The organism is Sphingomonas sp. PP-CC-1A-547 (assembly GCF_003610375.1).
In the GTDB taxonomy this organism is placed as follows: Bacteria; Pseudomonadota; Alphaproteobacteria; order Sphingomonadales; family Sphingomonadaceae; genus Sphingomonas.
Genome location: NZ_RAPZ01000015.1, coordinates 1 through 21,800 on the forward strand (window position 1 = coordinate 1; position 21,800 = coordinate 21,800).

General features: G+C 59.0%; 23 protein-coding genes and 3 pseudogenes. 12 read left to right on the forward strand and 14 right to left on the reverse strand.

Annotated elements, in window-relative coordinates; translation table 11 throughout:
* Positions 1-912: 912 nt before the first annotated feature.
* Together C8J39_RS16315 and C8J39_RS16320 are read left to right on the forward strand one after the other, a co-directional pair.
* The gene (locus C8J39_RS16315; protein WP_120301423.1) at positions 913-1,347 is read left to right on the forward strand and encodes a hypothetical protein; all 435 of its coding nucleotides are present in this window, start codon (positions 913-915) and stop codon (positions 1,345-1,347) included.
* Between the two features lie 142 nt (positions 1,348-1,489).
* Positions 1,490-2,095: a hypothetical protein gene (locus C8J39_RS16320; protein ID WP_120301424.1), complete on the forward strand. Its 606-nt coding sequence runs from the start codon at positions 1,490-1,492 to the stop codon at positions 2,093-2,095.
* A gap of 777 nt (positions 2,096-2,872) precedes the next feature.
* Here the strand turns inward: C8J39_RS16320 and C8J39_RS16325 are convergent.
* Positions 2,873-3,286 carry a response regulator gene (locus C8J39_RS16325; protein WP_243650202.1) on the reverse strand — a complete coding sequence of 138 codons (414 nt, stop codon included), beginning with the start codon at positions 3,284-3,286 and terminating at the stop codon, positions 2,873-2,875.
* Positions 3,283-5,247 carry a GAF domain-containing protein gene (locus C8J39_RS16330; protein ID WP_120301425.1) on the reverse strand — a complete coding sequence of 655 codons (1,965 nt, stop codon included), beginning with the start codon at positions 5,245-5,247 and terminating at the stop codon, positions 3,283-3,285. The genes C8J39_RS16325 and C8J39_RS16330 overlap by 4 nt, the downstream gene beginning before the upstream one ends.
* Positions 5,248-5,416: 169 nt before the next feature.
* Between C8J39_RS16330 and C8J39_RS16335 the strand changes: the two genes are divergently transcribed.
* Positions 5,417-5,824 (forward strand): response regulator, encoded by a 408-nt coding sequence (locus C8J39_RS16335; RefSeq protein WP_120301426.1) that lies wholly within the window; start codon positions 5,417-5,419, stop codon positions 5,822-5,824.
* A 132-nt stretch (positions 5,825-5,956) separates the two neighbouring features.
* Here the strand turns inward: C8J39_RS16335 and C8J39_RS16340 are convergent, their stop codons facing one another.
* Positions 5,957-6,535 carry a TetR/AcrR family transcriptional regulator gene (locus C8J39_RS16340; protein ID WP_165895263.1) on the reverse strand — a complete coding sequence of 193 codons (579 nt, stop codon included), beginning with the start codon at positions 6,533-6,535 and terminating at the stop codon, positions 5,957-5,959.
* A 74-nt stretch (positions 6,536-6,609) separates the two neighbouring features.
* On the opposite strand from C8J39_RS16340, the gene sdhC reads away from it, so the two are divergent.
* Positions 6,610-6,999, forward strand: a complete 390-nt coding sequence (gene sdhC, locus C8J39_RS16345) for a succinate dehydrogenase, cytochrome b556 subunit (RefSeq protein WP_120301574.1) — start codon at positions 6,610-6,612, stop codon at positions 6,997-6,999.
* A gap of 166 nt (positions 7,000-7,165) precedes the next feature.
* On the opposite strand, the gene C8J39_RS19130 is transcribed toward sdhC, so the two are convergent.
* Complete coding sequence (locus C8J39_RS19130) at positions 7,166-7,321, reverse strand: hypothetical protein (protein ID WP_243650203.1); 156 nt, start codon at positions 7,319-7,321, stop codon at positions 7,166-7,168.
* Positions 7,322-7,438: 117 nt separating this feature from the next.
* On the opposite strand from C8J39_RS19130, the gene C8J39_RS19340 reads away from it, so the two are divergent.
* A complete protein-coding gene (locus tag C8J39_RS19340; RefSeq protein ID WP_404969369.1) occupies positions 7,439-7,720 on the forward strand; it encodes a GNAT family N-acetyltransferase in 282 nt (93 codons plus the stop codon).
* Positions 7,721-7,823: 103 nt separating this feature from the next.
* Here the strand turns inward: C8J39_RS19340 and C8J39_RS16355 are convergent, their stop codons facing one another.
* On the reverse strand, positions 7,824-8,300 hold the full coding sequence (locus C8J39_RS16355; protein ID WP_120301429.1) for an Lrp/AsnC family transcriptional regulator: 477 nt from the start codon (positions 8,298-8,300) through the stop codon (positions 7,824-7,826).
* Positions 8,301-8,372: 72 nt separating this feature from the next.
* On the opposite strand from C8J39_RS16355, the gene C8J39_RS16360 reads away from it, so the two are divergent.
* Complete coding sequence (locus C8J39_RS16360; RefSeq protein WP_120301430.1) at positions 8,373-9,302, forward strand: DMT family transporter; 930 nt, start codon at positions 8,373-8,375, stop codon at positions 9,300-9,302.
* Between the two features lie 190 nt (positions 9,303-9,492).
* On the opposite strand, the gene C8J39_RS16365 is transcribed toward C8J39_RS16360, so the two are convergent.
* Both C8J39_RS16365 and C8J39_RS16370 read right to left on the reverse strand, forming a co-directional pair.
* Positions 9,493-9,879: a type II toxin-antitoxin system VapC family toxin gene (locus C8J39_RS16365; protein ID WP_120301431.1), complete on the reverse strand. Its 387-nt coding sequence runs from the start codon at positions 9,877-9,879 to the stop codon at positions 9,493-9,495.
* On the reverse strand, positions 9,876-10,169 hold the full coding sequence (locus C8J39_RS16370; protein ID WP_120301432.1) for an AbrB/MazE/SpoVT family DNA-binding domain-containing protein: 294 nt from the start codon (positions 10,167-10,169) through the stop codon (positions 9,876-9,878). The genes C8J39_RS16365 and C8J39_RS16370 overlap by 4 nt, the downstream gene beginning before the upstream one ends.
* A gap of 228 nt (positions 10,170-10,397) precedes the next feature.
* On the opposite strand from C8J39_RS16370, the pseudogene C8J39_RS19230 reads away from it, so the two are divergent.
* From C8J39_RS19230 to C8J39_RS16380, 3 genes and pseudogenes are all read left to right on the forward strand, one after another.
* Positions 10,398-10,753, forward strand: a pseudogene (locus C8J39_RS19230) (recombinase family protein); the annotation flags it as partial.
* The gene (locus tag C8J39_RS19235; protein WP_310793844.1) at positions 10,727-10,945 is read left to right on the forward strand and encodes a helix-turn-helix domain-containing protein; all 219 of its coding nucleotides are present in this window, start codon (positions 10,727-10,729) and stop codon (positions 10,943-10,945) included. The pseudogene C8J39_RS19230 and the gene C8J39_RS19235, both read left to right, overlap by 27 nt.
* Positions 10,946-11,159: 214 nt before the next feature.
* Positions 11,160-11,516, forward strand: a complete 357-nt coding sequence (locus tag C8J39_RS16380) for a transposase (protein WP_120301433.1) — start codon at positions 11,160-11,162, stop codon at positions 11,514-11,516.
* 223 nt (positions 11,517-11,739) lie between these two features.
* On the opposite strand, the gene C8J39_RS19135 is transcribed toward C8J39_RS16380, so the two are convergent.
* Together C8J39_RS19135 and C8J39_RS16390 are read right to left on the reverse strand one after the other, a co-directional pair.
* Positions 11,740-12,240: an ABC transporter ATP-binding protein gene (locus C8J39_RS19135; protein WP_243650204.1), complete on the reverse strand. Its 501-nt coding sequence runs from the start codon at positions 12,238-12,240 to the stop codon at positions 11,740-11,742.
* A 1,123-nt stretch (positions 12,241-13,363) separates the two neighbouring features.
* Positions 13,364-14,233: a 3-hydroxyacyl-CoA dehydrogenase NAD-binding domain-containing protein gene (locus C8J39_RS16390; RefSeq protein WP_120301434.1), complete on the reverse strand. Its 870-nt coding sequence runs from the start codon at positions 14,231-14,233 to the stop codon at positions 13,364-13,366.
* Between the two features lie 70 nt (positions 14,234-14,303).
* Here C8J39_RS16390 and C8J39_RS16395 point away from each other — a divergent pair, with 70 nt between their 5' ends.
* Both C8J39_RS16395 and C8J39_RS16400 read left to right on the forward strand, forming a co-directional pair.
* Positions 14,304-15,443, forward strand: a complete 1,140-nt coding sequence (locus C8J39_RS16395) for a DUF1176 domain-containing protein (RefSeq protein WP_120301435.1) — start codon at positions 14,304-14,306, stop codon at positions 15,441-15,443.
* Positions 15,444-15,737: 294 nt separating this feature from the next.
* Positions 15,738-16,745: a GDP-mannose 4,6-dehydratase gene (locus C8J39_RS16400; protein WP_120301436.1), complete on the forward strand. Its 1,008-nt coding sequence runs from the start codon at positions 15,738-15,740 to the stop codon at positions 16,743-16,745.
* A 389-nt stretch (positions 16,746-17,134) separates the two neighbouring features.
* Here C8J39_RS16400 and rfbA read toward each other — a convergent pair whose 3' ends face one another.
* From rfbA to C8J39_RS16425, 5 genes and pseudogenes are all read right to left on the reverse strand, one after another.
* Positions 17,135-18,001, reverse strand: coding sequence for a glucose-1-phosphate thymidylyltransferase RfbA (rfbA, locus tag C8J39_RS16405; RefSeq protein ID WP_120301437.1), 867 nt, complete (start codon positions 17,999-18,001; stop codon positions 17,135-17,137).
* On the reverse strand, positions 17,998-18,912 hold the full coding sequence (gene rfbD / locus C8J39_RS16410; protein WP_120301438.1) for a dTDP-4-dehydrorhamnose reductase: 915 nt from the start codon (positions 18,910-18,912) through the stop codon (positions 17,998-18,000). Before rfbD ends, rfbA begins: the two co-directional genes overlap by 4 nt.
* A complete protein-coding gene (rfbB, locus tag C8J39_RS16415) occupies positions 18,909-19,964 on the reverse strand; it encodes a dTDP-glucose 4,6-dehydratase (protein ID WP_120301439.1) in 1,056 nt (351 codons plus the stop codon). Before rfbB ends, rfbD begins: the two co-directional genes overlap by 4 nt.
* An 11-nt stretch (positions 19,965-19,975) precedes the next feature.
* The gene (rfbC, locus tag C8J39_RS16420; protein WP_120301440.1) at positions 19,976-20,545 is read right to left on the reverse strand and encodes a dTDP-4-dehydrorhamnose 3,5-epimerase; all 570 of its coding nucleotides are present in this window, start codon (positions 20,543-20,545) and stop codon (positions 19,976-19,978) included.
* 540 nt (positions 20,546-21,085) lie between these two features.
* Positions 21,086-21,273, reverse strand: a pseudogene (locus tag C8J39_RS16425) (UTP--glucose-1-phosphate uridylyltransferase); the annotation flags it as partial.
* Here C8J39_RS16425 and C8J39_RS16430 point away from each other — a divergent pair.
* Positions 21,266-21,646: pseudogene (locus tag C8J39_RS16430) on the forward strand (HesA/MoeB/ThiF family protein); the annotation flags it as partial. The pseudogenes C8J39_RS16425 and C8J39_RS16430 overlap by 8 nt on opposite strands.
* Positions 21,647-21,800 lie beyond the last annotated feature (154 nt).

The window sequence follows — 21,800 nt, forward strand, 5'->3', positions numbered from 1 at the left end:
AGACGTCCAGACCCACGAAATGCGTCATCGCTCTCACTCCTTCCCTCGATGCACGAGGTCAGGTCGACCCCGATCCAGGCATCGTACGTGAAGGGGCTGCAAATCTCATCTGCTGTCGAAATGCAGCCGCCGCGATACACCATCTTTTGAAATTATCCCCAGGCGCTTGAATGTCGTAGTTTTGGGCGCTTCCTGCCACGAAATTATAACTGGGGTGGGTCCTACTCGGATTGACCACAACAAACGTGCAAACACGAAAAATATTCCTGCGCTTGCTCCGCCTCTATCTGGTCGAACTCTGCGAGTTTTTGTCAATCTTGCGCGCGATCCGTTGCCATTCGTACTTGGTATGGCATTCGGATTTACCGGTCGACTTGCGAACTAAGCACGTTCGATCTCCTGCCAACATAGCAAAATTGGGGGGTTGGACGCCCGGCCCAATCGGATTGAAGAACACCCGCGGACCCGGCGCGGCGGTCGCGGGGATGCCCTGTGACAAGGCTGGCGTCGCGGCGAATGTAATCGCTAGAACTGCAAAACCGGTCTTTGACATGACTAGCCTCCCTGCCAAAACGTTTCGTTGAGACGATATCGAACCAACTATTGTCGCTTGCTAAGAGCAACATTTAACGCACGTCGAAATGGTCAAGTCAACGCTCGTTAGCCGAAGACCGGTGCCATGACTGGGCGATAGCGGAATGGCCGAGATGGGCAGGGAAAGCGGACGGTCCGCTCTTAGGTCGGGAGCCCCGGAAAACCACCGGCGAATGGGTGTCCCCACGCATCAGCTTTTTGCATCGGCGGATCCCCAGGTTTCCTGCCGTTCTTGAGGCGATGCAAAATTTGTGAGTTTCGCATCAGATGGGGCGGAAAGTCATAGGAGACGGGTACGAGCCATTATAGCCTGCCCCCATGAAACATGCCGAACTACGGTCCATCGTTCACAACGTCGCCGATTCCCTCGGGAGCGGCATCGGTCTCATGATCGGCCGTTACGAGATGGACGTTTATGGAGATGCCGAGCGCTCTCGCGAGCGCGCGATCACGGTCGATTTCCTACACGGCGTTATCATCGAAGGTGAACCGTCCACCTCGCTGGTGGAGTCAGTAGCGCTCTATAAGACCGCATTCGCTGACCTTTGCTCGAAAGCCGGTGGATCAATCGCTGACGTAGTAGAAGCAAAGGCGCGCTTTTGGTCCGACGCGTTGAACAGCCACTTCAAAGTGACGATTGCTGACCGTGATGGTCGCCGCTCCGCAACGGACTATGCGGGAATACCTGGGCAGCGAGTGAAGGTCCTAGATTCCCTTGGGCGCTTGCGGCCTCGGCCAAGCGCCACGGTCTGATGCAAAACTTTTGATTTTTGCATTGCGGACTGCCCGTCCGTGTTCTCGCAAAGGATGGTGTTTAGAGAATCTCGGGTTTCGCTGGCATAGGTGCTAGTAGCGAACCATCGGTGCATTGCGCATGACAAGAGAAAGGACGGCAATGCGCTACGCCTATAGAGAGGAAAATGTCGATTACGTCGCCGATCTGACATTTGACGCTCTCAGCTATGAGGAGATCCACGACAAGAAGCTGTCGCGTCCTCCCAGCAGGGTGCGCCTCGGCTTGCGACAGAGACGCGCTGATTTTGCCAAGATCATCGAACTTGGTGACGTGTCCGTACCCGGTGCGCCCTGGTTCAACGCACGGATAATGGTGCTGATGGATGAAACCCTGTTCGTAGGCGTCGATGACGGTCTGCTACTGATAGATGCCGCAACGACCAACATTCTGAAGCGCATCCGAACTGGCAATACGGAAGTATCGGAGATCGTACCTGATTTTGATCGCCGCCGGGTCTATGTCGTCAATGAGCCGTACGGATTTGTTGCGGAGGACAACGCTTCAAATGTCGCAGCGTACGAACATAACGGCAGGCTCGCCTGGCGCGCACCGATGGCGGTTGAAGAGTGGTCGGACGCGGAAGGCTACTCCCAGATCATAGCGTTAGATCAGGCGGTGCTCGAAGTGACGACATGGACCGGGCGTTGCCATGTGGATGCCGAGGACGGTCGCGTGGTCAACTGCTGGTTCACGAGGGGAATGTAGGAGCGTCTCAGCGTTCCCAAAAACGAGCCCGGCATGGGAACGGCGGACAACAGTTGCGAGTGAACTGCCCCCGCCGCAAGCCGCTTTCCCAAAAACCGTTCTCAAACGTTTTCTCGAAATGGCGTCATCTTGGCGGAGTTATGGGAATGACAGCTACGTGCTTTAGGCGGGCGAACTCGGACGGCGATGACTGCTGGTTGGACGAGCGAGCAGGATACGGCGGAAACTGAACGAACGACCGCTCTGGGCCAAGCGCTGCGCCCAGCTAAACGGCGACAAGTGGGCGTTCTTGCCCGAGCCGGCATTCTCGCGAGGGATCCAAATTCGAGAATGTCTGGGGTTGGTAAGGAAAGCGGTCGTTCGATCGTGGGCAACGTCTACCAGAGAATGTGGTCGGTGATGACGCCCGCCCTCACGAGAAATCCCAGCCCCGCCCCGACGCAAACGATCGCTCCATACACAGCGATAGCTCGCGTTCGACTGCGATGATCTGTCTTATAGCTCATGCTTAATTACCTTGTGGCCTCAGCTGGCTAAAGGTGAACGATCGTACTGATGTCTGCAATTGGGCGATTCCAACCGACCTACATTCCCACGAGGGATCGAGAAACGGGAAAGGTTATCTATTCCCTAAATTGATCCATGTCGCTGAAACGAGAAAGGATCTGGCAGTAATAGGTGTCAAAACCAGTCATTCTGACACCTTACCACTTTGAACGTTAGCGAATGGCGTGTCGCATCCACACACCGAGGACCTATCCCGCCGTCGCAGTTCCCTTAATCTAGCCGGCTCTCGGCGTCCTGGATCGCTGTCATTCGCTGCATGGCCTCGACCACGCGTTCATAATTCAGTGGCTTCGTCATGAAGACGGCACGCTCGGGCATTTCCGCCCGGGTGGGAGCCGGCCCCGCAGTGATGATGATAATTTCGATAGGTGGCCAACGCTTGCGGACTGCGGCAGCAAGGTTCATCCCGTCCATGGCGCCCGGCATATCGATGTCGGTCAGGACAAGGCGGACGTCAGTCCTGGTTTCTAGCAGCGCCACTGCATGGCTGGCATCATGCGCTTCCAAGACCTCAAAGCCGGCGCGTTCGGCCATGTCGATCATGTCCAGCCGTTGCAACGGCTCGTCCTCGACGATCAGCACGATGGCGGTATGTCCATCGATCTGGGGATCGGTTGTGCTCACGCTTGTTCCACTTCTGCGAGCCGTGCCGTGAAGGCAGCTCGCAGACCTTCCTTCTCATAGCGTATGTCGGAACCGCCGGTTCCGACGAGGCCCAGCCGAATTAGCTTTGAACCGAAGCCTTTACGCGTTGGTGCCGTGACCGCAGGCCCGCCTCGTTCGGCCCAGTCCAGCGCCAGTTGGCATTCGTCGCCGTCACCTTCAATCTGCCATGTGATGTCCACATGGCCGCTGGCAGCGCAAAGAGCTCCGTACTTGACGGCGTTGGTGGCTAGTTCGTGGATCAGCAACGACGTCGACAGCGCAGCACGGGCGCCCATCTCGACCGATGGGCCCTGGATGGTGCAGCGGTCGCGTATGGCGGCTCCATCCAGGACTCCTCCTAGAATATCATTGAGGGTAGCTGCCTTCCAGCGACCGCTGGTGAGCGCGTCATGACCATGACCAAGCGCCTGCAATCTGCGCGTAAAGGCTTCGAGACCTTCGGGAGAAGCATCGCCGCGTAAGGTCTGCGTCGCGACGGCCTGTACCATCGACAATGCGTTTTTAAGCCGGTGAGCGATCTCGCCGTTGACCAGTTCTTGCTGCTCGTCGTCTCGCCGTCTCGCGTTCGCAGTCTCAAGCCGGTCGGCAGCGCTGCGGAGGAATCCAACTTCGTCGTCAGTCCAGTGATACGGGCTGTCCTTGTGGATCAGGAGAACGGCAACCGTCCGATCACGCTCTCGCACAGGCACGATGACCACGGCGTGCGTACGAAGTGAAGTCCAGGCGGCAAAATCAGCTGCAGTCCTTTGATCCGTCGAGGTATCGTCGATGACAACGACATCACCGGCAAGCAGCGCGGCGCGCAGTTCACCATAGTCCGAGAATCGGTGCTCGCCCTCGATCGACGGCATGCCCGCCATCGACCACCCGGCTTCGACGCTTACGATTTCTCGGGTGTGATCCATTTCGCCAAAGGTGGCCCGCGACGCTCCCACCGCCTCGCCGATGATGCGTGAGGCCTCGACGATCATCCCATCGCTGTCGATCCGATCCCGCAATACGTCGCCCAACGCCAGCAGGGCTTCGCTGCGTCGGACGCCTTTGATGCGCGCGGTGACCTCGTGGAATATGACGGTAAAGTCGTCGTCACCAAGGAATTGCGCTGTACCGTCGTACCAACGCTCCAAGACGCCAACTTGGCTGGTGAAGTGATACGGTTCCTGCGTCTCGACGACCCGCGCCAGAGTCAGAACCCACTCGTCCTCGATGTCAGGGATGAGTTCACGGATCGTGCGCCCGCGTGCATCGGCGGGATTGATGCCAACGAGATTGCCCCAGGCGTCATTCACCTCCTCGTATCGCCAGTCGCAGACCTCTCCGTCCGCGTTCCGGATCACCCGTGCGTAGATGAAGCCGGTGTCCATCTTCTGATACAGGTCCTGCCAGCGGCGTTCGCTGATCGCCTGCGCTTTTCGTGACGCGTCGCGCTCTGCCAGAGCTGCCTGGAGGTCCAGCGTGTCACGTCTCATCTCCAAAAGCGTCACGACCTGCCTCGACAGCCGTAGCAGGGCTGCCTCCTGCTCTGCCGTCAGGCCGGCCGGGCGAGGCGAAGTATCGATGACGCAAAGCGCGCCTACGACCCCGAAGCGGGTCGCAAGGGGCGCGCCCGCATAGAAGCGGATGCCGTCGTCGGCGACGACCAGTGGGTTCGAGACCGTACGTTCGTCGTTGGTCAGGTCAGGGATAACGATGAGGCTTCGGGCTGCCACGACGTGCCGGCATACGGAACTGTCGATGTCCGTCTCGCAGGGTTCAAACCCGACGCGCGCCTTGAACCATTGGCGGTCACCGTCCAACAGCGAGACCAGCGCTGTCTGCGTCTCACATACCTGCGCCGCCAGAGCTACGATGTCGTCGAAGCTGATCTCGGGTCCCGTATCCAGCACTTCGTAATGGCTGATTGCCTCCGCGTTGGTCATCGCGCCCTCTCAATTCGCGCATGGGCGCATTGATTGGCAGCTAACCGCCAAAAAGGCGAAATTCAAATGGCATACGCCGCACGGACCGTGACGTTGGCCTACAGCGATCCCGAAAGTTGAAATAGCATGTAGTAGGGCAACTCCGTGGGCGGCGGATGGTTGGGGCGTGATGACCCTTTCCACCGTCCCTTATGCCCTCGTCGTTGACGATGATCCGCTCATCATGATGGATACAACCAGCATTCTCGAAGACGCCGGATTTCGGTTCTATGAGGCTATGGATGGAGACGAAGCGAAACGTATTTTAGCGGCAAATTCGGAAAACATCGTGCTGCTGTTTTCAGACGTTGATATGCCCGGTGAGACAAACGGCTTTGCGTTAGCACGGCACGTTGCGGAGAACTGGCCAGCTATCGAAATCGTCATCGCCTCCGGCCATGTTCTGCCCAAGCCGGGCGAGATGCCTGAGAAAGCTACCTTCATTTCTAAGCCGTTTAACAAGCAGATGGTGCACGGGCATTTGCGCAACATGCTGCCTGACAGCAAATTGCCAGAACCTCTGAAAAAGGCCGTTTAGCGACGCCATTCCCCTGGTTCGCACCAACCGTTAAGACGAGGGAGGACTTTCCCATAAACGAACGGCGGGCGAGAAGGTATTGGCGTTCTCGGAATCGATCGAATTTTAGGAAAGCAGTCGCGTCGGTAGCGATTAGTCGACCTGTCGGCTCATCAAAGCCTTGAGCGCGACTGCCACAAGCCGTCCGGCATCATGTCCGGTCAGCCCGCTACCGACCGGGCCATAGGTGAGGCCAACGACGATCGCGACGATCTCATCGGTCGATATTGAAGGATCGCGATCCGGAAAGAACCTTGCAATAACGTCGCCAACGACTGCCCAGCGTTCGGCGAACAGTGACGGCAGCGCGTCGAGACCGCGGCCTGCAATGCGCGTGGCTTCCAACATGAGCAACGCGATGTCCTGCGACTGGCTCCGTTCAGCAGCCCAGTCCGCCACCGCGCGAAGCACCTGATCAGGTGTGGTGCAGGCTTCGACACGTTTCAGGATGATTGGCGTCGCTTGGTCCGCGATCGACGTGACGACGCTGAGTAAGACATCGTCCTTAGACGTAAAGTGAGCGTAGAAAGCACCTCGTGTGTAACCCGCCTCGCGCGCGATGGCGTCCACCGTCGTGCGGGCAAATCCGTTGTGCAAGAAAAGGCTCGTAGCTGCGGTTAGTACGGCTCTCCGCGTTTCCGCGGCTGTATCGATGCGTGTCGGACGGCTCATACCGCCAGTATAGCATACCAATCTCAGATGCGTTATGTATCCGGATACTCTCTGCATCCGAAATGAGACCGATCATGCCCACAGGCCGTTCCCGACCCTTGTCACCTCACCTGACCATCTGGCGTTGGCAGCCGCCAGCGATCGTATCCATCATCCATCGCATCACCGGAGTAGGACTGGCGCTCGTCGGGACCCCGGCATTAGTGTGGTTCCTGTGCGCTCTAGCAGCCGGCCCGCAGGCGTATGCCAGTTTCTTGGCTTTTTGGTCGAGCTGGTTCGGGATGGTGGTGCTGATTGGGCTGACGTGGGCGGTATTCCAGCACATGCTATCAGGCGTTCGTCACCTTTTTATGGATATCGGCGCTGGCTACGAGTTGGCAACGGCCCGTCGGTCCTCGTTACTGGTATTCGCCGGGGCTATAATTCTCACCGTTGGTTACTGGAGTTGGCTGCTACTCCGCTGACAGGCGAGAGGTTCCCGAAAACGATCGAATTTCGGGAATTGGTCCGGATGGGATTTGGCCGACCGGCTCGCTATGGTGGCCTATGAATAAGCGAGGCGTCGAACCTGATATACTGAAAGCATGGCTTTCGGGCAGATCGATCGCGCGTGGGTTGCCGTTGCCGGTCTCAGAGTGCGGCGGCTTTCGCGTCGATACCAGGTCGGATGCCGAAATCGCCCGCTGGGTGTTCCCCAAGGCAAGCGATGGCCTCGAACAGCTCGCTCGTTCCATTAGAAATCCTCGCTACTTTTTGAAGCTGTGCGGCGCGGCCGATGATCTGCAAGCTGCGCTCCCGAGCGGCTGGACGTTGCACCCGCTGGGCTATTTCATGCAGGCTGCCCGCAAGTCACTGAGCGGGCACTTGCCGGATGGATACAGGATCGAGGTCAAGCGAACCGGCATGGTGTCGGAAGCGCGGATATTCTCGAACGGAGGCGCGCTTGCGGCAAGCGGTTATGCGGCAGAGACCAACAGCGTCTTCGTGTACGATCGGATCATAACGGAGCCTGCCCATCGCCGGAGAGGATTGGGCCGAGCCCTTATGCAGACGCTACATGATGCGCGACAGTCCGCCAACAGCAGGGAGTTGCTCGTTGCCACCGAAGACGGCCGAGCCCTCTACTCAGCGCTTGGTTGGGAGACGATCTCCCCATATTCCACAGCCTCAATCGCCGAACTATAGAGTCAAAGCCGTTCCCGATTGGGAACGGCGATCGAGAAGGTGGAGGCTTTCCCAAAAGGATGGTAAAATGGGAAGCGGGATAGAGGGCGGGATGGTAACGAACTCACCCCTTGCCGACGCTGCTGGCTGGTGGAAGTGCCGCCATCCTTTTGGCTTGTCGCATGACGACCAGCGTCTTGAAGCTGCGGACATGCTCGTCGGCATGAAGAACGCGATGCGTAAACGCATCGTAGCTCGCCATATCCTTTGCTGCGACATGCAGTACCAAATCGTGGTCGCCGGTAACGTACCATACATCGGTCACTTCCGGCGCGCGTTGTAAGCGCGCGATGATCTCTTCAATGATCCGTCCGCGATCCCGCTCCAGTGTTACGAGAACGACCATTGTTACCGGCCAGCCCATTGCTTGGGGCGACACAATGGCGATCTCCCTCTCGATAAATCCCTGATCGCGGAGCGCTCGCATGCGGCGGTAGCAGGCAGGTGCGGAAAGTCCCACGCGCTCCGCCAGTTCCGGCATCGGAATACGGGCATCTTCCTGCAACGTTGCTAGGATACAAAGATCGAATGAGTCGGGCATGTCCCGATAATAATTATCTCTTCGTCCCTTCGATAGAACCCAATTATCGACTCATTCCGGTAAAAACGGGTGATGATCCAAACTCGAACCCACACGCGACATGAAAACGCCCACACGCTCAGTGACGCATTCGCGCCGCTCGGCGCAGTAGTCGTCGCCATGATTTCGATCACTCTAGGAGCTACCGTCGCAAAGAAGCTCTTTGTCGTTATCGGGCCGGCCGGGACCACGGCGCTGCGTCTTACACTAGCGGCCGCCCTGTTGGCGGTCGGTTTCCGAATTTGGCGTGTGCCCTTTACCCGGAAGCTGCTGCACGCAGCGCTCCCCTACGGACTGTCCTTGGGAGCAATGAACCTTCTATTCTATATGGCAATCGACCGTATTCCGCTTGGCATCGCGCTCGCCTTCGAGTTCATCGGGCCACTGGCGGTCGCAACCTTCGCCTCGCGCCGTCCACGCGATTTTGGGTGGATCGCCGTGGCTGTGGTCGGTCTGGCGCTGCTGCTGCCGCTACGCATCGGGGGCGGCGCGCTCGATCCTATCGGGATTGCGCTCGCACTCGCAGCAGGCGTTTTCTGGGGAAGCTACATCGTCATGGGCCGGCGCGCTGGTGATGCTTTGGGCGCTGAAGCGCCAGCCTTTGGCATGATCGTGGCTGCCCTGCTGGCAATCCCGTTTGGTGTGCTTGGAAGCGGAGCGGCATTGCTGGGCTCCCACGTGCTCGGGTTGGGACTCGTCGTAGCCCTGTTGTCCAGTGCGATCCCCTATTCTCTGGAGATGTTCGCCTTGCGGCGCCTGCCAACCCGCACGTTTGGCGTGCTCACCAGTGGTGAACCGGCTGTCGGAGCCCTGGTGGGTGCGCTATTTCTGCACGAAAAACTGCCGCTGGCGAAGTGGTTCGGCATTGCGGGCATTGTCGCCGCCTCGATCGGTACGACCATCACGTCACGGGCACAGGCAGGCGAAGAAACCGAAGAACGAACGTATCTTCCGGAAAACTGACGGCGTCAGATAGCGGGATCGGCCTTCTCGAAAAGGAAGGTCAAGTAGGGAATCCCCAGCTCAACGCCCTGAAAAGCACTGGTGTTGGGTGCCGTTTTCTCGAAATCTGTTCCCAAATCGATTTTCTCGAAATTGCCCAAACGACACGGGAAAACGGGAATCCTTAGCTGACCGGTTTTGGCGACGGCTGCTAGCGGATATGCTCCATCTTGAGCCCTTTGGCCTTCACCTTCTTCCACTCGCGATCTGCAGTGAGGGCGGGAACGCCAAGTAGGATCGCAAGCGCTAAACAGGAGCGATCACCAAGGCCGCGCCCAAACTCCTTCGTTTGAGTGTGTAGCTCAGCGGCCGCATACGCTGCCTCCACATCGTGAGGACGTACATCAAGACGAAGCTCGTCTAGGATCTCGCGGATGGTGGCTGCGCCCAAACCACCAAGCAGAAGTTCCTTGATAACCTCCTGCAGGTTGACGGCGGAAATCGCTGCTCGTCCGACGTGAGGTGTGACCTTGTCGGCGCATGGTTCATCCCGAACCAGCGCCAGCACCGCAGATGCATCCATTACAACAGATGTCATGCCGGATCTCCTTGCCGGTCCGAATGCGAAGACTCGCCTGCCTCGGTGACGGCCTCTGCCTTGCGATCAGATAGGAAGTCGTCGATTGTTCGGGCCTGCTTGGCATGCTCTCGATAAAGCGCCTGAGCGCGAGAAACCCCGTGACCGATCGGCGACAGCCGGACCTGATCGTCCTCAACCGTCAAAATGACCTTTGCATCTCCGTGAAGCCCCATCGCCTTGCGAACCGATGCTGGCAGAATCATCCGACCGTTACTGGCAACTTTAACGTCTATGGACTGCGTAGCCATCGCGGCGCTCCTCCTCAATGCTTCTGAATAGCCTGTGCCACTTTAAGAGATGTGACACAATGCGAGCCCTGACATCGGGCCTAACCTATCAGGCCCCTATGTCAGTCTGGGTATACCGTGAGTGAACACACTGCACTGAACAGACTCCCTGTTCAATCAGGGTTGTTTGCATAGAAATCGAACACTTCGTGCAAATGGTCTAGAGCCTGACTGAACAAGTGGGCCCCAATGACGCATTTTGGTTACGCCCGCGTATCGACCTCGGAGCAGGATCTGGAATACAGGAAACCACGCTGCGCGCTGCGCGCTGCCGGCTGCCAGACCATCCGGTCGGAGAAAAAATCAGGGAGCGAGCGCGGCGCATGGACCGAGCTGCAAGTTTTGCTCGACTTCCTTCGCAAAGGCGACACCTTGGTGGTGACCCGTATCGACCGACTCGCTCGGTCAATGAAAGATCTGCAGGATATTGTGTACGAGTTAAAGGGCAGGGGCATCGCGCTCGAGGCGAAGAAGCAACCGATCGATACAGGCACGGCAGCGGGAAAGCATTTCTCGATATGCTCGGCGTATTTGCAGAGTTCGAGACGAACCTCCGACGCGAACGGCAACTTGAAGGTATCGAGGCAGCTAAGGCGCGGGGCGTCTACAAAGGCGGCAAGCCGCGTATAGATCCCGACGCGGTGCGTAAGCTGATCGCCGATGGTATAAAGCCCGCCCATATCGCTCGCCAACTCGGTATCTCCCGAGGCACCGTCTACAAGTTCGCCCCAGGCTAGATACGGTAGCAGCCTCTGAGACGTAGGACCGCGCCTCGGTCTTTTGGCAAGAAAGCGGAACGGCGGCTTTCCAGCGACGGGCTCTGGTAAATGCACGGTCGTACAGCTGTTCACGCCACATAAGCTGTCGGCATCCGGTGGGGGGCATCTGGCGGGTGACGGTCTGAGCTGAGATGTTAGCCACCGTGCAAGCACCGTGGCTAGAGACGTGGCGATGACCCAGATCACTGTACTGTCCGGCGTTGAGCGGCGTCGCCATTGGAGCGACGAGCGCAAGCTTGCCCTGGTGGAGGCTGCAATTGCGCCTAGCGCGTCGGTTGCCGCCATCGCGCGCGCTGCCGATATCTCGCCCTCGTCGATCTACCGTTGGCGGCGCAACCTGTGCAGCAAGCTTGCGCATCCGACCGGTTTTGCGCCCGTGGCCATTCATGCGGATCCGCCCAGACGACGGTGCGTCGGACATGCTGGTCATCGAGCTCTGCGGTGTGACCATCCGTGCGGCTGGGGGCGTGCCCGCTGGCGTTCACCGCCCGACAGATTCACACCCCGCTCGCCGACCAGTGTTCGATAGCCCCTCGGCAGCGCCACGATGAAATTATGGGCGCTGGCAAGCCGGGCCGCCTGCTCGATCTCGGCGTGGCTCGCGCCCGGGCGCCCATATCCAAGTTTCTCGGCCAGAGTGCGGTGGAACAGCACTGACTCCTGTGGGACGATTGCTACCTGCCGACGTGGCGACCCTGCGTCGCGAGCGCCACGTCCTGTCCGTCGATCGTCACGCGACCACCATCGACGTCCTAGAGCCGCTGGATCAGTTTCACGAAGCTGGTCTTGCCCGACCCCGACGGCCCGACCAGACCGACGCGCTGCCCGGCCGAAATTGTGACGGTCAGATGCTGGTCGATCGGGCGGTCCTGCCCGGCATAGCGGAATGTCACGTCCTCGAACCGGATCGCGCCCGCCTCAATCGCGATCGGACGTGCGTCGGCGCGATCGGCGACGCCGAGCGGCTCGCCACGGAGCGCGACCAGTTCCTCCATCTCGTTCACTGACCGCTGGAGCTGATGAACGTACTGCCCGGTGTCGCGGAGCGAGCCATTCAGCACCAGATAGCTGGTGATGACATAGGCCATGTCGCCCGCGCTTGCCTGTCCGCACGACCATAGCCACAGCGCCGCCGCCGTGGCCGCGATACGGATGAACCACAGCAGCGCGAGCTGGCTAGACCCAGCCCAAGTGAACGCCATCCATGTCCAGCGCGTGCTCCGGTGCCACTTGCCGAGGGTCCGCGCGAGCAACGCTTCTTCCCGCGCCTCACCACCAAGGCTTTCACCACTGCGTTGGTACCGATCGCATCAGCCAGCACGCCGCCCATCTTCGTGTCCCACTGGTTCGACAATCGAGCGATCGGTGCCAGAACCTGCGTCGTCACACGCGATCGATGGCGAACGACCGGAACCGGCTTGCCGTTTTGTACCCATCGCTGTGCAACCCGCAGATTGACGGGTCGTGCGATGACGTGAAATCAAGCACTTCTCGCGTGATGAAATCAGGTCGGGAATCCCGTCTCCCCGACCACATGCGGCACGTAGATCGGTAAAGCTTCCCCGTTCATCGGTACGTCGAGCATTCAGTTTTGGACCGGCAAAGATTGTGGTGGCTTTCCATTGTGCGTAAGGGACGCCGGTCCGTAGGCGTCGAACGCGCGGTGCTCTACCATAGCGACGAGTTTATCATTGCTAAGGTGATGATGGGTTGCTTGGGGTCGGGGGGTGAGCCGGGTTCGCGCTGCTTCAGTACGTCGTGGCAATCCTGCAAGGTCGTGCACAGCGTTCCTTTGCATTTAATTCCGTATGGCGAAGAACGGCTTATCGTGCCGAACACGGCCGCTATGCCATGATTCGCCACCTGCGCTCGGAGCCTCGCATGGTGATGTCGCGCGTTGCGGGGTAGGCTTTACGATCAGCGATGTTGCGCCTTGATCTTACCAAGCGTCCATTACCGCCGGCTATTGTGGCGCCGACGTGCCTCGTTGGCTGGCAGGCAGCTGCCACCGGACCGCGCCGATGCGCTAACCGAATCGTAGCCTGACGCCGCGAAAGATCACTCGGGATCTCCGCAAGCGCCAGCACACGAACCGACAATGCTCGTGCTTTCCACGCGGTCACGCGCGCCGAAATGTGATCCGAATCATAAATATGGCGGTTACGCGAATATTGTTATTCTTATCCGTTTAATAATTCTTCCACTCCCTAAGAAAGTGATTGTTTGTTTGGCAAGAAAGGCCGTTGCCACCGAGTCGCAAACTTGGCGCCAAAGGGATGGGGTCGCTTGCGAAGCCGCAAGCCGTATTAGCTCAGGCTACGATGAATCGCTTTGGCAGATAAAGTTCATCCTCTTCACAAAAGGCCGCTTCGATAATTACCGGGTCGGCACGGGTTCCGTGCCCGAATAATCGTAGAAGCCGCGTTTTGTCTTCCGCCCGAACCACCCGGCCTCGACATACTTCACCAGTACCGGCGCGGGCCGGAACTTGGGATCACCCGTTCCCTCGAACAGCACGCGCGTGATCTCAAGGCACGTGTCGAGCCCGATAAAGTCTGCCAGCGTCAGCGGCCCCATCGGATGGTTCAGCCCGAGCTGGCATGCCAGATCGATATCACGCACGCTCGCCACGCCTTCGCCCAGCGCGAAGCACGCCTCGTTGATCATCGGCATCAGCACGCGGTTGACGATGAATCCCGGCGCGTCGTTCGCATGCACCACCTGCTTGCCCAGCTTCTCCGCAAACGCCTCGACCGCCGTTACCGTGGCATCCGATGTCGCGAGACCCCGGATCAGCTCGATCGGCCGCATCACGGGGACCGGATTGAAGAAGTGCACGCCCATGAACCGCGCCTGATCGGGTGCCGCCTGCGCCAGCCGCGTGATCGGGATCGACGACGTGTTCGACGCCAGGATTGCGTCCGCCCCCAGTACCTTGCCGACCTCGGTGAAGATCGCACGCTTGACGCCCTCGCGCTCGGTCGCCGCCTCGACGACGATCGCACAGTCGCCCATGTCGGCCACGCTTGCGATTGGCTCGATCAGCGCCAAGGCCGCATCGCGAGCGTCGCCCGCGATCTTTTCCTTCTCCACCAGCCGCGCGAGCGCCTTGGCAATCCCCGCCTTGCCTTTGCTCGCAGCGTCCAGCGACACGTCCGCTAACAGCACGCGGTACCCCGCCTGCGCCGATACTTGCGCGATCCCTGCGCCCATCTGCCCTGCACCAATCACGCCGATCGTCTGCACATCACTCTCCTGATTTATTGCCTCTCCCTAGCCGCTTTTCCCCGCGCTGCCAGACCGCTAGGCTGCAACTATGGTGTGCAAACCGATCTTTTCCGCTCTCGTGCCCTTCGTTGTGCTGCCGCTCGCAGCCTGTTCGGCAAGCCAGCCCGCACCTCAGCCCAAGGCCGAGACGGCACCAAAAGCTAAATCAGTTGCTGTCACGCCGGCAGTATCCCAGCCAAAACTTACGGCTGACTCCCGTACACGTCCAAAACCAGGCGAGCTGAAGACGTTCACAGACTGGACCGTCGGCTGCGACAACACGCTGCGCTGTACGCTTGGCTCGCTTCTTCCCGAGATGGGCGGTGAAGACATGACTACACTTAACCTGTCGCGCGAGCCCGGCCCCGTGACGGCTGGTGGCGGCAAGATTTCGTTGGCGCTGGAAACCAGCAACGACGTTGAGGCCACCAAGCGCCCGCCCGTCAGTTTTGCGGTCGACGGCAAGCGTATAGCCCTGCACGACGCTACCGCGCTCGCCGCAGCCATCGCCAATGCCCAATCGCTGAAAATCCTCAATGCGAAGGGTGGCACGCTGGCCACCCTTTCGCTGAAAGGCGCAGCCGCTGCGCTCCGCTACATCGATGCGCAACAAGGCCGCGCCGGCAGCATTGACGCGATCGTCGCCAAGGGGGCGGCGCCGTCGAGCGCGCCCATACCGTCGCTGCCGATCATCACCGCAATCACTCCCTCCGGCCCCCCCGCAAAACTCACTGGTGCCCAGGTCGCAACGATGCGCAAACGCGCCACCTGCGATCTCGGCAGCTTCCCCGACGGCGCCGGTGAGTCGATCACCACTCCCGAAACGTACGCCCTCGGCGGTGGCAAGTCGCTAGTCATGCTTCCTTGCTCGACGGGTGCTTACAATCTGATCGGCGCGCTCTTCATCGTCGACGGCACCAGGATCACCCCCGCCCAACTCGACGCTCGCTCAGGCTTCGAAGTAACTGGTGTGGACACGGGCACCTCTGTGAAAAGCGTCATCAACGGCGAGTTCAAGGACGGCGTCCTCACAAGCTATGCCAAGGGCCGCGGCCTGGGTGACTGCGGATCGCGCCAGGGCTTCGTCTGGGACGCCACGCGCTTCCGCCTCTCCGAGCAAGCCGACATGGGCGAATGCCGCGGCAACATCGACTACATCACCACCTGGCGTGCAAAGGTTATTCGCTAACTGCCCTCCCTTTACGAAGGGGCGGGGTAGGGTGTCGGCAAACGGGCCCGACAGCGTCAACAACAAACCCGGAAGCGGCACGGTATACGTCGCTCTTTGGCAGACGAGTTTCTGCGCGTCTCGGACTGGGGCAGATTTTGATCGAGACGATATACCGCAAGGCGTGAGCCTTGCCCTCACGCCACGGCAAGGCAAAGGCTGATCAAACTGGTCGTTTGTTCGGGATGCTGACGATGCGCCTTGCCGGGCAATACGGTCCTTTCGTAAGGCCCGGGCGATACAGGGAGACACCTTATGCGCGTTCTCGTTACCGGCGCGGCCGGGTTCATCGGCTTCCACGTCAGTCGACACCTGCTCGCCCGCGGCGACACGGTTCTCGGTATCGACAGCCTCAACGATTATTACGACGTCACGCTCAAGCACGCGCGGCTGGCCGAGCTTGACAAGGATGGTGCCAATTCGAACGGGCGCTTCACCTTCAAGCAGGTGGATTTTTCCGATCACGTCGCGCTCGATGGTGCGCTCGACGGCGAGCAGTTCGACCGCATTGTCCATCTCGGCGCACAGGCCGGCGTCCGCTATTCGATCGAGAACCCACGCGCCTATCTCCAGGCCAATCTTGCCGGTCACCTCAACATGATCGAGATCGGACGCAACCGTCGGGTCGAGCATCTTGTCTACGCGTCGTCGTCCTCAGTTTATGGCGGCAACGACACTTTGCCGTTCCGCGTCGAGGACCGTGTCGACCAGCCCCTGTCGCTCTACGCCGCCACCAAGAAGGCGGATGAGCTGATGAGCGAGACCTACGCGCATCTTTACCGCCTGCCACAGACCGGGCTTAGGTTCTTTACCGTCTATGGCCCCTGGGGGCGGCCCGACATGGCGATGTGGCTGTTTACCAAGGCCATCTTCGAGGGCCGGCCGATCAATGTGTTCGGTGAGGGCCAGATGCGGCGCGACTTCACCTATATCGACGACATCGTTGCCGGCGTCATCGCCTGCCTCGATAATCCGCCCATCGACGACGGCATGCCCAAGGCGGGCGGGAGCGTCAGTCCGCACCGAATCTACAATATCGGCAATAGCCGCTCGGAGGATCTTGGCGAGATGATCGCGCTGATCGAGCAGGCGTGTAGTCGCAGAGCTGAGCGCCGGATGCTGCCAATGCAGCCGGGTGACGTGCGCGATACTTTTGCAGATATCGGCGAAATCCAGCGGGACCTGGGTTTTGAACCGCGCACGACCATCGCACAAGGTGTACCGCATTTTGTTCAGTGGTATCAAAAATATTATAACGTTTGATGTCGGAGGACGAGGGATTAGCGTTGACGGTGATCGGTACGAGAGTTGCCAAGACCAGCAACTACCGCATGATGGCGGAGTGTTGTATCTGCGACGCTAGCCGCACGGACGCTATCAGCTTCACCGGACGCCGGTAAGCTGGTCACGAGGCGGGTCCGCCTGGTCGGTACGCTCCTTAGCCGGGACCTCATTGATGCCGATTGCATTGCCCGATCGACTTACTGAATTGAGTTTCCAAGCTGCTCATACGACCGGTCGTACGACTACTTGTTACATCTGCAGTTGGCTCGATGTTGTATTCGGGCATCGCCGCACTTTTCTACAGAGCTGCCACCATCTGATGAAAACAGCGCCTAAAGTTCACGAGTAAGCCGCGCTTACATGTCTTATCAGCGATCGACGGCGTTCAGGATGGCCTTTCCGTAGCTAGTCTTTTTAAAACGTTCGCCTGCCGCGCGTGCCTGATCGGCCGTAATGAAGCCCTGGTAAAAGGCAATTTCTTCCAGGCATGCGACCTGAATACCCTGTCGGCGTTGAATGGTTCGTACGAACTCGGAAGCCTCAAGCAAGGAGTCATGTGTGCCAGTATCAAGCCAAGCGTAACCACGGCCCAGTTGCTCAACAAACAGGTCGCCGGCTTCCATGTACAATCGGTTGAGATCGGTGATCTCGAGCTCGCCACGCGCCGACGGCTTCAGGTTGCGAGCGAACTGAACGGCGCGGTTGTCATAGAAATACAGCCCAGTGACCGCATGGTTAGACTTTGGCTTCTCAGGTTTTTCCTCGATGCTGATCGCTTTGCCGCCTTCGCCGAACTCCACCACGCCGTAGTGCTCGGGATCCTCAACGCGGTAGGAAAACACCGTCGCGCCGCGTTTGCGCTCGACTGCACTTGCCAGCAGATGAGTCAGATAGGCGCCGTAGAAAATGTTGTCGCCAAGGATCAGCGCGATATTGTCGTCGCCAATGAAGTCACTGCCGATGATGAATGCTTGGGCAAGACCTTCCGGTTTTTCCTGATTTTCATAGGCGATATTGAGGCCGAGCTCGGAGCCACTGCCAAACAAAGCTTTGTAATTAATAATATAGTCCGGACTTGAAATAATCATGATATCGCGGATGCCAGCGAGCATCAATACAGAAAGAGGGTAATATATCATTGGCTTATCGTAGACTGGCAGCAACTGCTTGTTAACGACGAGCGTTGCCGGATGAAGACGTGTTCCCGATCCGCCTGCAAGAATAATGCCCTTCACGCCTGGGTCTCCTTAGCTAGTGCACCGATTAGTTCGTCGAGAATGGTGCCGAGTGCCATCTGCCATGCCTGCGGACATATGCCATAGTCGCGAGTGATCGCATCATGACTCAGCAGCGAGTTGGCTGGGCGTCTCGCCGTCATCGGGTATTCGGCGGTGGTAATGCCTTGGACTTCGGCACTGACCCCACCGCGTGCGGCGCTCTGTGCGAAGATCTCGCGAGCGAATCCCGCCCAGGTGACCGCGCCGGCATTGCTAAAGTGATAGGTACCGATCGGCGCGGCGGGATCCTGGACAAGACGTATCGTGATTGTCGCCAACGCAGCTGCTAAGTCGGCTGCCGAGGTCGGGCTACCATACTGGTCGTCTACGACGCGCAAGGTGGCATTGGTCGCGCCCATACGAAGCATCGTCTTGATAAAGTTGTTGCCGTGTGCGCTTACCACCCAGGCGGTACGGACGATCGCATAGCGCGCGCCCGAAGTGCGAACCGCGAGTTCGCCGCCAAGTTTCGACGCGCCGTACACGTCCAGTGGCGCAACCGGATCCGTCACCTCCCACGGACCACCGCGCGTACCGTCGAAGACATAGTCGGTTGAGACCTGGACGATCGGGATGCCAGCTTTGGCACAGCCTTCCGCCAATGCTGCAGGGGCCATCGCGTTGACAGTCCAAGCGGAGACGATGTCACTTTCCGCCTTATCCACCGCCGTATAGGCGCCAGCCGAAATGACCGCTGCCCAAGGCTGCCTACCGTGACCTTGGGCGATCATCGCGGTGACTGCGGCTGTGTCGCGTAGGTCGAGCTCGTCGATGTCGATTGCGGTGATCGTCAAGCCGTCGGGCCAGGCAAGGCGCTTCAGTTCGGTGCCGAGCTGGCCGTTACCGCCAGTGATGAGGATATGCTTCATACAGACAGTCCGCGGCGTTGGTCGGCCTTGTGCTCGGCAACGATCGCTTCCCACCAGCTCTGGTTGTCGAGGTACCAGGCGACCGTCTTCTCGATGCCCGTCTCAAATGTCTCGGCGGGCTCCCAGCCAAGCTCGTTCTTGATGCGGCTTGCGTCGATCGCATAGCGCTTGTCGTGACCAGGACGGTCGGCGACGTAGGTGATCTGCGTCGCGTACGATTGGCCATCAACGCGGGGGCGGAGGCGATCGAGGATCGTGCAGACGGTCTTCACGACCTCGATGTTCTGTTTCTCGCTGTTCCCGCCGACATTGTAGGTCCGGCCAGGCTCACCCTTTTCGAACACCGCCTGCAGCGCATGGACGTGATCATCGACGAATAGCCAGTCGCGGACCTGGTCCCCCCCGCCGTAGACCGGCAAGCCGGCGCCAGTGAGCGCCTTGACGATCATCAGCGGGATCAGCTTCTCGGGGAAGTGATACGGTCCATAATTGTTCGAGCAGTTGGTAATAAGCACTGGCAGCCCGAAAGTGTGACCCCAAGCAGAAACGAGATGGTCTGAGCCCGCCTTCGATGCCGAATAGGGTGACCGCGGATCGTACGGCGTCTCTTCGGTGAATAGGCCAGTATCGCCGAGCGACCCATACACCTCGTCGGTCGAGATGTGATGGAAGCGGAACGAAGCCTTTGCCTCGTCGTCGAGGCAAAGCCAGTAGGCGCGCGCCTCACTTAGCATCGTGAAAGTGCCAATGACGTTGGTCTCGACGAACGCCCTAGGGCCGTCGATCGAACGATCGACATGGCTTTCGGCCGCGAGATGCGTGACGATCTCGGGCTTGAACTCGGCGATCGCGCACCTCACCGCGTCGGCGTCGCAGATGTCGCCCTGGACGAACCGGTAGCGGTTCGAGCTTGCCACGCGCTCGACCGTCGACAGCGTGCCTGCATAGGTCAGCTTGTCGAAGTTCAGGACCTCATGGTTGGTTTTCTCGATCAGGTGCCGAACGAGAGCCGAGCCGATGAAGCCGGCCCCGCCAGTGACTAAGATGCGCATGGGTCTGTCATTCAGGCGAGCGGCGCCAGCGGGCGGCCATCATAGAGAAAGGGGCTGTCAAAGTTGGCTAGCAGCGGCTGCACCGCATCCTTAGCTGACAGTTCGGGCATGGTACCCGCAGGCATTGGCCAATCGATGCCAATTGCGGGATCATCCCAGCGGATGCCGCCATCGCTCTCGGGCGCGTAGGTGTCCGAGCATTTGTACGAGATTTCGCAATTGTCTTCGAGCGTCACGAAGCCGTGCGCGAAGCCGATCGGGATGAAGAGCTGGTGGCCGTTCTTGGCCGACAGCTCGGCTCCGACCCACTGGCCGTAGGTCGGCGACCCCTTACGGATGTCGACGGCGACATCGAAGATCGCGCCGCGTACGCACTGCACCAGCTTGTCCTGGCCGCGGGGCGGCGTCTGGAAATGCAGACCCCGGAGCGTGAAGGCTGACAGGGACAGCGAATGGTTGTCCTGCACGAACGTGCAGGTGATGCCGAGCTTGGCGAAGGTAGGCATCGAATAGACCTCGGCGAACCAACCACGGGTATCGCCAAAACGCTTTGGGCGGACGAGTTGGACAAGGTTGGGCATAAGGATACGTACACTGAAGTGACGAGGGACCGAGAGGCAAATTATCTCCTCAAAAAGAAGTGCGTCGGTGAAATATCAGCAACCCATGCGGCGTCAGTTCGGTAAGAAACAGGCATAGCGTCGATAAAGGCGCACGCATCAGAAAAGTGACAACTGAAGTATAACTTTAATTATAGCGCGACATATAGATATATATCGAAGTATATATTCAATATATAAAAAATAAAAACATGAAGATAAACCGTTATCTCGTATAACCGGTCTTATATATATCTTTATTGAGGCGTCTGCTATGGATCAGATATATTGTGTCATACAGATTGTAGTACAATGTTTTTATTGCAACAATAAACTGTAGTTACGTGTATGTTCGCAGCGTCGATAACGAAGCGGCGCAATAAAGACCCGCCTAATTGGTTTTGGGGCAGCCTAAGTATCTTGAAAATTGGTGATGTGGCGCGCATCAAGATTATCCTCCTGACCTTCCGCGCCCTGCTGCACCGGAACGACTTCCAACGTTCCGATAAGCGGTCCCATCAATCAGTGAGCGAGCAGGCCCTTCGCGAATTCGCGAGCCACCGGTCCGATGTCGTCGCGGCTCAGGGCGATCGCCAGATTGGCTGAATGTAGCCGGCCTTGTTGCCGCAATCATAACGCTGACCATCGAACGTGAAGCCGTGGAACGGCTGGTTGCCGATCAGCTGCGCCATCGCGTCGGTCAGCTTCACGACGCGCTTTCGGGTCGCGGATGCCGCGCATGCCATGAAAGTTCCGCTCGTGTCGGCTGCGGTCGGGCAGTTCGAAGGACAGCTCGCAACCTATCGCGGCTGGGAAGCCGACAAGCTTTGCTACCGCTGTTTCGTCGGTGAAGACCCCGAGCGTGCCGAGACGAGTTGCGCAGAGGACGGCGTGCTCGGCCCCGTCACCGGGGTAATCGGCAGCTTGGCCGCGCTTGAGGTGCTACGCGCGATTGCGCCGTTCGGTGACGATCCAGCCGGCAAATTGCTGCTGATCGACCTGCTCGCACTACGTTTTCGGACGATTCGTCTTCCCAAGGATCCGGGGTGTACGGCGTGCGGCAAAAGCGGGAATTCGCGGTAAGTTAGCGGCAAGTTTCTTTTTCCCTCCGGGCAAAATTGGGAAAATAACAACTAAACTTTCGTGATCGACGAACAGTAGTTCTTTTGCATTGCGGCATTTCGCGGTATCGCTTTGCGCAGGGGGGACTGCGCATGCGTCCGACAAGATCATGAAT